The 13956-nt window shown below is 44.8% G+C and carries 13 protein-coding genes; all 13 read left to right on the forward strand.

Annotated features, from left to right (window positions below; genetic code table 11):
* Positions 1-46 precede the first annotated feature (46 nt).
* The 13 genes from NP165_RS05715 (at position 47) to NP165_RS05775 (ending at position 13880) form a co-directional block, all read left to right on the forward strand.
* Positions 47-1423 carry a YcjX family GTP-binding protein gene (locus NP165_RS05715; RefSeq protein ID WP_257085354.1) on the forward strand — a complete coding sequence of 459 codons (1377 nt, stop codon included), beginning with the start codon at positions 47-49 and terminating at the stop codon, positions 1421-1423.
* Positions 1420-2472 carry a YcjF family protein gene (locus NP165_RS05720; protein ID WP_257085355.1) on the forward strand — a complete coding sequence of 351 codons (1053 nt, stop codon included), beginning with the start codon at positions 1420-1422 and terminating at the stop codon, positions 2470-2472. The genes NP165_RS05715 and NP165_RS05720 overlap by 4 nt, the downstream gene beginning before the upstream one ends.
* A gap of 104 nt (positions 2473-2576) precedes the next feature.
* Positions 2577-4121: a transcriptional regulator TyrR gene (tyrR, locus tag NP165_RS05725; protein WP_257085356.1), complete on the forward strand. Its 1545-nt coding sequence runs from the start codon at positions 2577-2579 to the stop codon at positions 4119-4121.
* Positions 4122-4700: a ribosomal protein S5-alanine N-acetyltransferase gene (gene rimJ / locus NP165_RS05730; RefSeq protein ID WP_257085357.1), complete on the forward strand. Its 579-nt coding sequence runs from the start codon at positions 4122-4124 to the stop codon at positions 4698-4700.
* Between the two features lies 1 nt (position 4701).
* Positions 4702-5289 (forward strand): HD domain-containing protein, encoded by a 588-nt coding sequence (locus NP165_RS05735; RefSeq protein WP_257085358.1) that lies wholly within the window; start codon positions 4702-4704, stop codon positions 5287-5289.
* Positions 5290-5314: 25 nt separating this feature from the next.
* Entirely contained in the window at positions 5315-5788 is a 474-nt protein-coding gene (locus NP165_RS05740; RefSeq protein WP_257085359.1) for a DUF2947 domain-containing protein, read from the forward strand.
* Positions 5789-6045: 257 nt separating this feature from the next.
* Complete coding sequence (locus tag NP165_RS05745) at positions 6046-6222, forward strand: hypothetical protein (protein WP_257085360.1); 177 nt, start codon at positions 6046-6048, stop codon at positions 6220-6222.
* A gap of 198 nt (positions 6223-6420) precedes the next feature.
* On the forward strand, positions 6421-7017 hold the full coding sequence (locus tag NP165_RS05750; protein WP_257085361.1) for a GTP cyclohydrolase II: 597 nt from the start codon (positions 6421-6423) through the stop codon (positions 7015-7017).
* 167 nt (positions 7018-7184) lie between these two features.
* The gene (locus tag NP165_RS05755; protein ID WP_257085362.1) at positions 7185-8447 is read left to right on the forward strand and encodes an imelysin family protein; all 1263 of its coding nucleotides are present in this window, start codon (positions 7185-7187) and stop codon (positions 8445-8447) included.
* Positions 8448-8561: 114 nt separating this feature from the next.
* Positions 8562-9950 carry a di-heme oxidoreductase family protein gene (locus tag NP165_RS05760; protein WP_257085363.1) on the forward strand — a complete coding sequence of 463 codons (1389 nt, stop codon included), beginning with the start codon at positions 8562-8564 and terminating at the stop codon, positions 9948-9950.
* Positions 9951-9959: 9 nt separating this feature from the next.
* A complete protein-coding gene (locus NP165_RS05765; protein WP_257085364.1) occupies positions 9960-10985 on the forward strand; it encodes an imelysin family protein in 1026 nt (341 codons plus the stop codon).
* On the forward strand, positions 10966-12057 hold the full coding sequence (locus NP165_RS05770) for a DUF1513 domain-containing protein (protein WP_257085365.1): 1092 nt from the start codon (positions 10966-10968) through the stop codon (positions 12055-12057). Before NP165_RS05765 ends, NP165_RS05770 begins: the two co-directional genes overlap by 20 nt.
* Positions 12058-12326: 269 nt before the next feature.
* Positions 12327-13880: a L,D-transpeptidase family protein gene (locus NP165_RS05775; protein ID WP_257085366.1), complete on the forward strand. Its 1554-nt coding sequence runs from the start codon at positions 12327-12329 to the stop codon at positions 13878-13880.
* Positions 13881-13956: the final 76 nt, after the last annotated feature.

A 13956-nucleotide genomic window follows, 5' to 3' on the forward strand; every position in this document is an offset into this window, starting at 1 on the left:
TAGATTTATTAGCATGTTCAATGATTTGAATATAAAGAGACAGTGAATGAAGAAAATTACGCAAGAAGTGAACGACCTAATTCATCGTAGTATGGATTCGCACGTAAGAATTGCCGTTACCGGACTCTCTCGAGCTGGTAAAACGGCCTTTATCAGTTCTTTGGTGAATCAGCTTCTTCATACCTCAACTCATGACAATCTCCCTTTACTGACGGCCTCTAGGGATAAAAGAATTATTGGCGCTAAACGCGAGCCTCAATCGAATATGATGGTGCCACGTTTTGCGTATGATGAGTCAATGGAGCATATTCACTCATACCCTCCTAAGTGGCCAGAACCCACCAGAGACGTCAGTGAAATTCGTTTAGCACTGAAATACAAGCCGAACAGCAAAGCTAAGCGATTGTTGAGCCGTACTTCGACGCTCCATATCGATATTATCGATTATCCGGGCGAGTGGCTGCTCGACTTGCCGCTGCTCGACATGGACTTTCAAGAATGGTCGGCGAGTCAGTTTGCTGCGCTTAAAGGCAAGCGACAATCACTGGCTGAAAGTTGGTTGAATGATGCCCATGACTTCGATTTAGATAGCGAAGTGGATGAAAAACGACTTGCTGACATTGCAGAAAGCTACACACGTTATTTGTACGCATGCAAAGAAGAAGGATTGCACTGGGTTCAACCGGGGCGATTTGTGTTACCCGGGGAGTTAGAAGGCGCGCCTGTATTACAGTTCTTTCCTTGTCGGTTTGATGCTGAGAAAAAAGTCGTTAAAGGATCGAATCTAGCCATGCTGAAGGCAAGGTATCAGGAATACCAACAAAAAGTCGTTAAAGCGTTTTATAAGCACCATTTCGCAACGTTTGATCGACAAATTGTGTTAGTGGATTGCTTACAACCCCTTAACGCTGGCTATGAATCTTTCCACGATATGCGTGATGCACTTGAGCAGATTATGCATAGCTTTCGTTATGGCCGCAGTAATGTACTTAAAAGATTGTTTGCGCCTCGTATTGATAAGGTTCTGTTTGCTGCGACGAAAGCGGATCACGTCACTCCCGAACAACATCCTCACCTTGTGTCTCTTCTCCAACAGATGGTGCATCCTGCGTGGCAGAGTGCCTCTTATGAAAATATCGAAATGAGTTGTATGACGATGGCGTCAATACAGGCGACACAAACAGGGTTTATCAGTCAGGGAGATCAGGCGATTCCGGCGCTTCAGGGCGTGACCATAGATGAACAGCCACTCACGGTATTCCCTGGAGAAGTGCCTAAAAAATTACCGAATCAGTCGTATTGGGACGCGCAAGGTTTTGAGTTTACCGCGTTCAGGCCTCTAGAACTGTCCGAGGATGAGCCATTGCCGCATATACGATTAGATAAAGCTTTAGATTATTTGATTGGAGACAAGCTGAAATGAGCAAAGAAACAGAATCAACGCTTAAAAAGAAGCAAGTTTTCGACCAAGGCTTAACTCAAGAAAAAGAGCGAGATCGTGCTCCTGACTTAAATGTGCAGATGCAATTTTCTGAGCAAGAGAAGTTTGTTCCGGTAGAAATTGAATCTACGGAAACCGCGACAGAGCAAGAAGATCGCCTAGAACACGTTATACGCCCCAACAAAGGCCCTAAATGGCTTGCGAGCGGCTTACTAACTGCATTTACTGGTCTCGTGGGGTGGCAGGCGATCGATACCATCGTGACCTCTGTGCAAAGCTCTGATTGGTTAGCATTGGGCTGGGCGGGATTCATCGCAACCATTGCAGGGTTAGGCATCAGTGTCATTGGACGCGAGATATGGAAGTTAAGAACGTTACGTCGTCACTTTAGTGTTCAAGAGCAGAGCGAAGCACTGATGCTGGCGGATGGAGTAGGTAAAGGCAAAGCGTTTTGTGAAGCGATTGCCAAGCAAAGTGGTGTCAAGCAGGAATCTGCCAGCTACGATCGTTGGATTAATAGTGTCAATTCGTCTCATAGCGATGCAGAAGTGATTGATATGTATGACGCGATGGTCGTGTCAGAACAAGATAAAGTTGCGACCAAAATAGTGTCTCAACATGCGACAGAATCTGCTGCGCTGGTGGCGATCAGTCCATTAGCGATTGCCGACATGTTGCTGGTGGCATGGCGCAATTTTAAAATGATTGACAACTTAGCGCAGGTGTATGGAGTCGAGCTGGGTTACTGGTCGCGTTTAAAGCTGTTTAAAGCTACCTTAATTAATATGGCTGCCGCAGGTGCAAGTGAATTGGCCATTGACGCGGGTATGGATCTGATGTCGATGGATCTGGCAGGAAGAGTGTCAGCACGAGCCGGGCAAGGTTTGGGTGTCGGTATTTTAACAGCGCGCCTCGGGCTAAAAGCCATGTCATTGTTGCGACCTATACCTTGGCATCAGGACCGTAAAGTAAAACTTGGGACAATTCGCAAGCGCATCGTTGAAAAATTAGCCGCAATAACAATCAAATAGCGCGAATGTGAAGCAAGTATTACTCACTTTGCTTGACGAGGATCTAGGCTTAAGGGAAACTACTGTCAACTTTTCGTGACACCTCAAGTTAGGGATTCATATACGTGCGTCTAGAAGTTTTTTGTGAAGACAGATTGGGTCTGACTCGTGAATTGCTCGATATTTTGGCAACCAAAAATATCGATTTACGAGGTATTGAAATTGATATCACTGGCATTATCTACCTAAACTGCCCAGATATCGATTTTAATACGTTTAGCGAACTTATGGCTGAGATACGAAGAATCTCAGGCGTAAAAGATGTGCGTAAAATTCAGTTTATGCCGATGGAGAGGCACAACACTGAGCTTATCTCACTGCTCAATAGCCTGCCTGAACCCGTATTGTCTATAGACCTCAAAGGTCACGTCGATATGGTGAACCACGCAGCATTAAGCTTGTTCAACTGCGAAGCGGATGACATGTTTGGTCATCCTATCGCGTCATTCTTGCCAAATTTCAACTTCTCCAAATGGGCCGAAGGGCGCATCACTCGTCATAGAGACAACATAGTGATCAACGGATTAGATTACACATTGGAAGTGATGCCAGTATACATCACTGATGAATCCAATGAGTCTATTCTGGCAAGTGGGGTAGTCATGATTCGATCGGCGCAAGAGAAGCGCATGTTTGATGACATGTTACCGCTGCACAACAATTTGGGATTTGAGCATTTTGTTGGTATTTCTAATCGACACAAGGCGTTAATGGGGCAGGCTAAGAAGCTATCTATGCTTGATCAGCCTCTACTCATTCAAGGTGAAACCGGAACGGGTAAAGAAATGTTGGCACGCGCTTGTCACAATCGCTCACACCGTGCGGCTAATCCGTTCCTAGTATTAAGCTGTGCTTCGATGCCGGATGACGTGGCCGAAACCGAATTGTTTGGTCATGCTCCGGGATCATTTAACCATGAACAAGGGCACAAAGGGATCTTCGAGCAAGCAAACGGTGGTACGGTGCTGCTTGACGAAATTGGAGAGATGAGCCCGCATCTACAGATTAAACTGCTGCGACTATTGCAAGACGGCACATTCCGCCGAGTTGGTGAAGAAGACGAGATTCACGTAGACGTTCGTGTGATTGCGTCTACTCGATATAACCTGGCTGATCTTTCTGAATCTGGCTCGTTCCGAGAAGACTTATTCTATCGACTCAATGTGCTGACACTGACGATTCCACCACTGCGTGATCGATCAAACGACATCACACCGCTGCTTGAACTGTTTGTGGCCAAATACGTAAAACAGCTCGGTATCGCCAAGCCCTCATTCCATGAAAACTTAGTGGATCAGCTTTCGACCTATCAATGGCCCGGAAACATGCGTCAGCTAGAAAATATGGTTCTACGAGCAATTACCGAATTAGAAGGTGACGAGCTCACTGCTGATTTGTTCCATTTGCCTCAGGCGGCATCGTCAGAGGTGAATTTACCAACGATTAACTTAGATGGGTCGTTGGATGAAATCATGAAAGAGTACGAGTCACAAGTGTTAGAGCGTCTGTATCAGTCGTTCCCGTCCAGCCGTAAACTGGCCAAGCGTTTGAACGTTTCACACACTTCTGTCGCGAACAAATTACGTGAATATGGGATCAGAAAAAACTAAATGGACAGAGTAAGCACACCTCAGCAAGTTTTTGAGACAGACGGCGATATTATTCTTCGAACTGCTGAGCCTATGGACGGGAAACTGATTTCAGACTATTTCATCGCCAATAGAGAGCACCTGCGAGAGTGGGAACCAATAAGAGAGCCTTCTTTCTTTACGGAAACAGGTTGGACGCAGAAACTGATTAAGCTCAACGAATTGCACAAAATGGGGTTAGGCTATTACTTGATCATTACTGATCGTGAGACAGGCCAAATGTACGGCACCATATCGTTTAGCAATATTACCCGCTTTCCTTTTTACGCGTGCAACGTGGGTTATTCACTCGGGAAGGACATGCAAGGAAAAGGCGTGATGACGCGAGCACTTCGCATGGCAGTCAACTATATGTTTTCTATACAGAACCTCCATCGAATCATGGCGGGTTATATGCCAAGAAATAAACGCAGTGAAGCAGTACTGCAAAGAGTAGGATTCGAAAAAGAAGGGTTTGCCAAAGACTACTTGCTGATTAATGGTCGTTGGGAAGATCACAATCTGACGTGTTTAATTAACGAAAACTGGAAAGGGAATTAGAATGAGCCGTTTGGAACAGCAACTGTCTTTATTGATCGAACTGGATCAGTTGAAATCCGTACTAAGACGATCGCGCGTAAAAAGTGCGGACGGGCGGTTAGAGAACAGTGCAGAGCATAGCTGGCATGTTGCACTGATGGCAATTCTAATGGAAGAGCATGCAAATGAGCCGGTGAATATTGCTCGCGTTGTTAAAATGCTACTGCTGCATGACATCGTAGAAATTGATGCTGGCGATACTTTTGTGTATGACACGTCAGCTGCCAAAGAGCAGGAACAGAAAGAGCTGGAAGCAGCGAAAAGGCTGTTTGGCATGCTACCTGAGGATCAAGGTCAAGCGTTGTTTGAACTTTGGACGGAGTTCGAAAACGCACAATCTGCCGATGCCAAGTTTGCCAAGGCGTTGGATCGTCTTATTCCTATGCTTCTCAACTACCATAATAACGGTCAAAGCTGGAAAGAGAACGGTGTGACTCGTGAACAAGCAATGACGATCAATCGAAAAATTGAATACGGCTCCGAAGCTCTGTGGGAAAAAGCACAGCAAGTTATCGAAGACGCTACAGAACAAGGCTGGCTTAAGGCTTGATAGCCAGTACTAACGAGGAAAATGAATGTCGTATCTAACTTTGGATGAATACCAAAGAAAATGGATTTTTACTCATCAATCAATGCCAGTTCCTGAAAAGGATCTTGCCGCGATTAAGCCAATGGATCAGGCGAGATCAGCTCAGCTTTGGAAAGAAAATATCAGTGCACAAAGCCCTGATGCAGATCGTTTAAGTTCAAGCGACTGGCCAATGAAAGAATCCAACTGGAAAGAAACGGTGGATTGGATGGCTGCTTGGGAAAGTGATGATGAGCCAATGCCAACGGAAGTTCTGGACTTTCTAGACTGGCAAGATGATGTAACTGTTTATTTTTGTTATGAAAAATACAATGTTATTGAAACCAAGTGGTCAACATTTAAGAAGTATTGGAAGAACTTTCTATTTTATGATGATGGTCCGATCCTCATAGGACGCAGGCGTAATGAAGCCCTGTGGTTCGACTCCAAAGGTAACGTCAAGTTAGGTTATCGAAAATAGCAAAAAGCAGGTTTATCCTGCTTTTTTACGTTATGTACCAGATAAATAAGATCAACCGTTCCAGGAATGATCAATAAAGTGATCAAAATAGATCCAAGATCCTTTTGGATTGTAAAGTGTAACTGGTTGAATAATATGTGATTCTCAGCCCACTTTTAACATTAGTTTTTGCGGGGATTTTGTAATTTGTTATCATTTTTCGCACAAAAGTAAATGAAATGGTTATTTGTTTAGTTAACAAGGGTACAGGGAAAGTCGTGGATATTAATAAAACACAGCTGAGAAAAGACTTTTATGCGCAAATAAGCCTTTTACAGGCGTATACGTTGCCGCAGACCAAACCGACACTCTCGTTGCTAACAGAAGAAGAGCTTCAAGAATTAGAAGCAATGTGGATAGAGCATTTCGTTTGGAAGACTAAGCAAAACCACTAGTCGTATAACGATATGGTGTTTGAAACCTCAGGACGCGAAGTCACTGAGGTTTTTTATTGTCATAAATCCAAATTGTTATATTATAACAATTGTGAACTAACCATTGATTTCTCAGGTTTGAGTCCCCATAGTTAGTCACAGAAGCAGTATCTTTTAAGATAGAAACGAATAAAGACGTAGATTCAAGTGAGTAGGGATATGGCGGAAGTAAGAGCCAGAGTAAAATTCAAAGTCGGAATGAATAGCGACATAGATGCAGAAATTCTCTCTTTTCGAGGGTTAAAAACCGACAAAGAGCATATCGCTGTCATCTTTAAACAAGCCGACAAGACCCAATCTACGCCGCTAGTTCGTATGCACTCTGAGTGCCTGACCGGTGACGTGTTCCATTCATCGAGATGCGACTGTGGCGAACAACTGGACGAAACCATTAACTTCATGGCGACATCTGGGGGAATTATTCTATATTTGCGTCAAGAAGGGCGCGGAATTGGTTTGTACAATAAAATTGATGCTTATGAGCTACAAAGCCAAGGCATGAATACATATGAAGCGAACAATCACCTTGGTTTTGGTGATGACCTAAGAGACTTTACCGAAGCGGCGCAAATGCTAAATGCGTTGAATGTCAGTAATATTCGCTTAGTCACCAATAACCCTAAAAAGGTTCGTGAACTAAAAGAGCATGGAATTGAAATAGAATGCGTTGTCAATACCTCAGCGCACCTAAAAGACGGTAATGAAGGTTACCTCAAAGCAAAAGTGTCTCATGGCAAGCACGATTTAAAACTCTAAACCCTTGGCGTACCTTTATTGACAGAGGCCTCACTTATGTGAGGCCTTTTTTGTTTCATGCTTGCAAAAAAATTGTAAGTTTGTATTATCTTGACCATTAGTGCAAATGAGAACAATTAGCACTAACCTTTCAAGAATAATTACCATGCTCAACAAGGACGCCTGTAATGAATGTAAAATCGCTATTAGCTCAGTCTATTGCTACTTCTCTGGTACTGGCTAGCAGCTCAGTTTTTGCTGCAAACGTAACTCAAGAACAAGTCGTTGAACATTATGCGGATATCGCTCATGCCGTATTCTCTGATGCGCTAACAACAGCAAAAACGCTCGATCAATCTATCGAAACTTTCCTTGCAGATCCGTCTGCTGAAGGACTTGAGCAAGTAAAACAAGCTTGGTTGGCTTCGCGTGTACCCTATCAACAGTCTGAAGTTTTCCGTTTTGGTAACGCAATTGTCGACGATTGGGAAGGTCAGTTGAACGCTTGGCCGTTAGACGAGGGGCTAATCGATTACGTGGATTCTAACTATCAATACGAATTAGGTAACGAAGGCGCGAGTGCAAACATCGTAGCGAATAAGCAACTAAAAATCGGTGCAGCAACTGTCGATGTGACTCAACTTACGCCAAAAGCAATTGCTGACCTAAATGAGATTGGCGGCTCTGAAGCAAACGTGGCATCAGGCTACCACGCCATTGAATTCTTGCTTTGGGGGCAGGATCTTAATGGAACAAATGCGGGTGCGGGTGAACGTGCATACACTGACTTTGTTGTAGGTAATGCATGTACGAATGGTAACTGTGACCGTCGCGGCGAATACCTGAAAGCGGCTGCTGATCTTCTTGTTCAAGATTTAGAGTGGATGGAGAACCAGTGGAACGCTGAAACGGAAGGGAATTACCGTGAAGAGTTGATTAACGACTCTGCTGATAAGGGTCTGCGCAAGATGCTGTTTGGTATGGGTTCTCTGTCTTTAGGTGAGTTAGCGGGTGAGCGTATGAAAGTTGCGCTTGAAGCCAACTCTACGGAAGACGAACATGATTGTTTCTCAGACAACACACACAACTCTCACTACTACAACGAGCAGGGTATCTACAACGTTTACACGGGTAGCTACAAGCGTCAAGACGGCTCAATGCTTACTGGTCCAAGCTTAAACGATCTTGTTGCGCAAAAAGACAAGCAAGCTGCGAATGAGATCCAAAAGCAGTTCGACGAGACTCGTACTCAAGTTGGTCAGTTAGTGACATCGGCAGAGAAAAATGGTCAATTCTTCGACCAATTGATCGCAGCGGGTAACACTAAGGGCAACGCATTGGTGAATGAAACCATTATGTCTTTGGTTGAACAAACGGTATCCATTGAACGAGCGGCTAAAATCGTCGGCATTACAAGCCTGAATCCAGATACTGCCGATCACGAATTCTAATTATTTCTTGAAGAATTTTAAGGGCTCCCCAACGAGCCCTTTTTGCTGTTTTTATACCCTTACTTTTAATGAGATCTTTTCTTATTTAGGTAAGGCACTGCTAAGAGTGATGACATGAGCTTGTATATAAAATCTTCTCTGACCGCGATGCTTTTCATCAGTGCTTCAGCATTGGCCTACGATGTTAAGTCTGGTGGCGATACGTCTGTGAAAAAGGATGGCGCCAACGCCTATTCTCTGCCTGCGGGTAACTTGCCTATGACTAAAAGACTCGATTTTAGTGTCGGCAACAGTTTTTTCCGCAATCCTTGGGTTCAAGCGCCAGCCACAACCGAAGCGCGTGATGGCTTAGGTCCATTGTTCAATACTAACGGCTGTCAAAATTGCCACATTAAAGATGGGCGTGGTCATCCACCAGAAGAGAATGATCTGCATGCAGTTTCCATGTTGGTACGCCTAAGTATTCCAGCCATGACGCCAGAGCAAAAGAAAGCCTATATCAAAGATGGTGTGATTCCAGAGCCAACATACGGCGGCCAACTACAAGATTTCGCCCTTCAGGATCAAACGCCTGAAGGCCAAGTTAAGATTACCTATACCGATGTCCCTGTGAAGTTTAAAGACGGAACGGAAGTGACGTTGCGTAAACCTTTGGTAGAGATTACCGATCTTGGGTATGGAAAAATGCACCCAGATACTCAGCTGTCCGCACGCGTTGCGCCACCCATGATAGGTTTGGGTTTACTAGAAAGCATTCCAGACGAAACGTTAAAGACGTGGGCTGATGAAAACGATACTAATGGCGATGGTATATCCGGAAAGCTGAATGTTGTTTGGGATGTGCAGAAGAAAGACTTTGCAATAGGACGTTTTGGTTGGAAAGCGGGTCAACCAACGCTCATGCAACAAAATGCCGCAGCATTTAATGGTGACGTTGGGTTAACCAGCACGTTGTTCCCACACGAGAACTGTACCGCAAACCAATCGCTGTGCGCAGATCTGCCAAACGGTGGAAGCCCAGAAGTGAGCGACAAAATTCTGAACTTCGTTGAGTTTTACTCTCAGCATCTCGCGGTGCCGATTCGTCGTAACATCAACGATGAACAAGTGAAATTAGGGCAACAGCTATTTGCGGACTCTGGCTGTGAAAGTTGCCATAAAACGGATGTGAAAACAGCGAAACGAGAAGGATTACCTTCACTGTCTGAACAAACCATTCACCCGTACACTGATATGTTGCTTCACGATATGGGAGAAGGACTGGCCGATAATCGTCCTGAATATTTGGCGAACGGTCAAGAATGGCGTACAGCACCGCTATGGGGCATTGGGTACACACAAGAAGTGAATGGCCATACCTATTTCTTACATGATGGACGCGCTCGCAATATGATGGAAGCGGTTCTTTGGCATGGCGGCGAAGCAGAAACAGCAAAACAGAACGTGCTTAAGTTTAACCAATCAGAACGTGAAGCACTTATCGCGTTTTTGATTTCATTGTAAGGAACCTCGATGAATAAAATCACTCTCTCGATTCTGGCAGCTGTAACCATCACGGGTTGCCAGTCTAACAACACAAATGCTGCGCAGGCTGAACAAACGTCTCATGCTAGCCAGAGCGTCTATGAAGTTGAGTATGCTTACGCTCACCACTTTGCGTTGCAGGCTGAGAGCCTCCAAACACGTTTTACCGAGTTCTGCTCAAACGATGCGACGGCTGATAGGCTGAAAAAAGAGTGGCATGAAACCATGCTTGCTTGGATGGCACTTCAAGGTCAAGAACGTGGCCCTGAAACGGCATTGGAGCAGAGCTGGAATATTCAGTTTTGGCCTGACAAGAAAAACACAACGGGTCGTAAGATGGCATCTTTAACGACACAAGAAAAAACATGGACTGCAACAGAAATTGCTCAGCAGAGTGTGACCGTTCAAGGTTTGGGTGCCATTGAATGGATGTTGTATGACCCGTCATCTGATCTAAGCTTGCAGTCAACCAGTTGCCAGACAGGTGTGGCTATCGCACAGAACTTAAGCCGAAATGCGAACACGATCGCGTCGGCATGGCAGCAAAACCCTTGGGCTGAGCTTGATGAAAAGGCGTGGTTATCGGAATACATTGCGTTGCTATCTAATCAGCTCGAATACAGCATGAAAAAGCTTAGCCGTCCGTTAGCAACCTTCGGCAAGCCTCGACCTTATTTTTCTGAATCTTGGCGCTCCAAAACCTCAATGCTTAACCTTCAAGAAAACGTTAAAGCGATGCAATCACTCTATTTTGCGAAAGGCAAAGGGCTTGACCTCCTACTGAGAGAGAGAGGGAAAGCAGAGCTGGCTGATAGGGTTGTAAATCAGTTTGATGTGACATTATCCACGTGGCCGACTGACAAGAGCTTATTTGATTTGTTGCAAACCAAAGAGGGCTACAGGATTGCGTATGCGCAGTTTAACAAGCTCGAACAGCTAAAATATCTTATCCACGAAGAAGTGGCGGTCGAATTAGGTGTCGTAATAGGATTCAATGCAACAGATGGTGACTGATAATACAAGGCGTAACTTGCTCAAAGCCGCGCTGTTGGGGGCGGCTGTACCAGTACTGCCATTTGGGTGTGTGTCTAGAGCAGAAAATCCATCTTCAGCACTTATTGGTTGTTCACTGAAAGGTAGGGATAAGTTCTCCGCCGTTGTTGCTGATGATCAAGGGAATCTCATAAGAGAAGTCCCGCTACCAGGTCGTGGTCATGGCGTGGCAGTGAATGCAACTGCTCGTCATGCTGTGGCGTTTGCTAGGCGACCTGGCACATTTATGGTCGTATTTGACTATGATTCTGGTGAAGTGATGAAAGCCGTACCCGCTGCAAGCAACCGACATTACTACGGTCACGGTGTGTATTCTAACGATGGACAGTGGCTTTACGTGACCGAAGGCGAGCGTGGCACGAGTCGAGGCATCATTGGTGTTTATGATGTGCAGGCACGGTATACCAAGGTCGCAGAATTTACTGGCTTTGGCTTGGGCCCGCATGAGGTGATTGTCATGCCAGATGACGCGATTGTGATCGGCGTCGGGGGTGTTCACACCAATGGCAGAGAACCGCTTAACATCGCAACTATGACGCCAAGTTTAAGTTATTTAAACACGAACGGGGAACTGATCGATCAGCACGCATTGCCTGATAATCACCTGAGCATTCGCCATTTGGCACATGATGGAGATAAAACGGTTCTGTGCGGTCAGCAATATCGAGGCGAGCCTGACGAATACCCGTCATTATTAGCAATGCATACCCGTGGAGGAGAGTTGATCCCACTTCAAGCAGAACCGGAAGAGTGGTCTAGATTCAATCATTACATTGCCAGTATCGCGGCGACAGAAGAATGGATTTTAGCAACGTCACCACGCGGGAACTGCTATGGCATCTGGTCTAAGCGAACCCAGAAACTGGTCGAGTTGTCTTCACTTTCTGATGCGTCGGGTGTTGTGGCTCGCAATGGAGAATTTCGAGTCAGCTCGGGGGTAGGGAGCGTGGTAACGCAGAACTCGCCAAATCAGAAAAGTATGATTCGTTCGGATGTTCAGTGGGACAATCACTGGTCGGCTATTCCTTCATAAATATCACGGACGCTACTTTGTAAATTCAATCACTTGTATAGGAGAAGCCTTGTCGGGAAAGTTTAACGCGACAAGGCTTCTGGTTTTTGCTCATTTTGTCTTTCATTCTTAGTGTTACTTCTCTCTTATCTACCGATTAAACGCTCAATTAAATTTACCTATATTTATGAATCTAGGTGCATTTTCGCATTTCTGTAAAACTAGTCATGCCGACGTCACCAATCTCTGCCATACTTTGTTAAAAAAGAATAACAAGGGAAATAGCATCAATGTTGAAATGGAGAACGTGGTTACTAACAGTTGTCTTGCTGCCATTATCAGTGTCGGCCTCAGATTACTTTGAGCAACTCGGTTGGGTAAAGGAACAAAGTGAGTTGACCAATCTCATTCATTACCAAGATGAGTTGGAACAGGTGTATCAGAAAAATGGCAACCAACTTATCTGGTTTGATTTACATCAGGGCAGTAGCCTAGAGTTTCGGCTGGAAGTGATTCAGCGTGCAGGGTTTAGCCCGCTGTTTGAGCGCCAGCTGAGCTATTTACAGTACTTCAGAAAGAGCAATCGTTGGCATGAATACGATCTGCTCGCAACAGACACACTGTTGCTCTACTTAAACTATGCCGAAAAAGCGAAGTCAGAAGGCAAAGATTGGTTTTTTGGCACGCAGTTGGACAAGCCGATTCGACCTATCTTAGAAAGCTCATTAATGACACTGGAACGTGCGATAGAAAACCAGCAGCTAGCAGAAGTCATTGATGCCTACACGCCGGATTCACCAGATTATAAACAGTTGATCGAGAGCTATCTGGCACTGATTAATTTCCAAAAGGTTGATTTACCTTTTTACCAACAGACCGGGTTAAAGAGAGAGGGTGATCTTCTCGAAGACAGAGACACACTACTGGCGAGATTGGAGTTAGTTGACGTAGACCTGAGTGATGTACCACGCGATCTTATGGAGTATGACGCAGCGCTTGAGTCTGCGGTAAAACGTTTTCAGCGTTTACATGGCCTAAAACCCGATGGCGTAATTGGGCCTAAGACGATCAAGTGGATCAATATGTCGATTGATTCTCGATTGAGTCAACTTGCTCTCAATGCAGAACGCACGCGCTATTGGCCTAAAGCCAGAGACACCATTATTGTGGTCAATGTTCCAAGCTACGATATGAAGTATTGGTCTAATGGGGAGCAAGTGTTTGAATCTAAAGTTGTGGTAGGTAAAAAGGCACGGCCAACACCTGTCATGGTGACCAACTTAAATGCGTTGATTCTGAACCCAACTTGGAATGTACCATGGAAAATCATGGTGGAAGATATCATCCCTAAAGTGAAACGTGATCCCATGTACTTGTACAGACAAAATATAGAGATTTTGCCAAAGTGGGGTTCTTCGGAAAGGATTGATCCAACAGAAATCAATTGGGCGAGCGTTAATCCCAAAGCCTTTCCTTATCGTATGACGCAGCGCTCGGGTTATCACAACGCTTTAGGTTTGTATAAGTTTAATACCCCTAATAGTCGGGCCATCTATCTGCATGATACGCCAAGCAAAGGTTTGTTCCAAAGCGATCAACGTGCCTTTAGTTCTGGCTGTATCCGTGTGGAACATGCTGACGTGTTTGCGGATCGACTACTTAAATCACAAGGTATATCCCAAACTAAAGTGGCTGAGTTTAATCAACAATCGAACAAAGCCATTCCGTTACGTAAAGGCATTCCTGTTCATATCATCTACCAAACTGCGTGGTATGAAGAAGGCAAAACCCATTACCGAGAAGATATTTATCATCTCGATTCATTCAGTGCATCTAAAGGATAATGATCACTTAATTCGTGTATTTTAGTGCGGCACTTTTTTCTAACCTGTTCAATGGGTAAGCAAAAAAGTGCTGAAT

This window comes from Vibrio japonicus, from assembly GCF_024582835.1.
GTDB lineage: Bacteria > Pseudomonadota > Gammaproteobacteria > Enterobacterales > Vibrionaceae > Vibrio > Vibrio japonicus.

Bases quoted from the DNA above. Each gene is read 5' to 3' on its own strand.
- NP165_RS05775 (WP_257085366.1), top strand. From the start codon at position 12,327: ATGTTGAAATGGAGAACGTGGTTACTAACAGTTGTCTTGCTGCCATTA.
- rimJ (WP_257085357.1), top strand. From the start codon at position 4,122: ATGGACAGAGTAAGCACACCTCAGCAAGTTTTTGAGACAGACGGCGAT.
- NP165_RS05770 (WP_257085365.1), top strand. From the start codon at position 10,966: ATGCAACAGATGGTGACTGATAATACAAGGCGTAACTTGCTCAAAGCC.
- NP165_RS05765 (WP_257085364.1), top strand. From the start codon at position 9,960: ATGAATAAAATCACTCTCTCGATTCTGGCAGCTGTAACCATCACGGGT.
- NP165_RS05735 (WP_257085358.1), top strand. From the start codon at position 4,702: ATGAGCCGTTTGGAACAGCAACTGTCTTTATTGATCGAACTGGATCAG.
- NP165_RS05715 (WP_257085354.1), top strand. From the start codon at position 47: ATGAAGAAAATTACGCAAGAAGTGAACGACCTAATTCATCGTAGTATG.
- NP165_RS05755 (WP_257085362.1), top strand. From the start codon at position 7,185: ATGAATGTAAAATCGCTATTAGCTCAGTCTATTGCTACTTCTCTGGTA.
- NP165_RS05740 (WP_257085359.1), top strand. From the start codon at position 5,315: ATGTCGTATCTAACTTTGGATGAATACCAAAGAAAATGGATTTTTACT.
- NP165_RS05720 (WP_257085355.1), top strand. From the start codon at position 1,420: ATGAGCAAAGAAACAGAATCAACGCTTAAAAAGAAGCAAGTTTTCGAC.
- NP165_RS05760 (WP_257085363.1), top strand. From the start codon at position 8,562: ATGAGCTTGTATATAAAATCTTCTCTGACCGCGATGCTTTTCATCAGT.
- NP165_RS05750 (WP_257085361.1), top strand. From the start codon at position 6,421: ATGGCGGAAGTAAGAGCCAGAGTAAAATTCAAAGTCGGAATGAATAGC.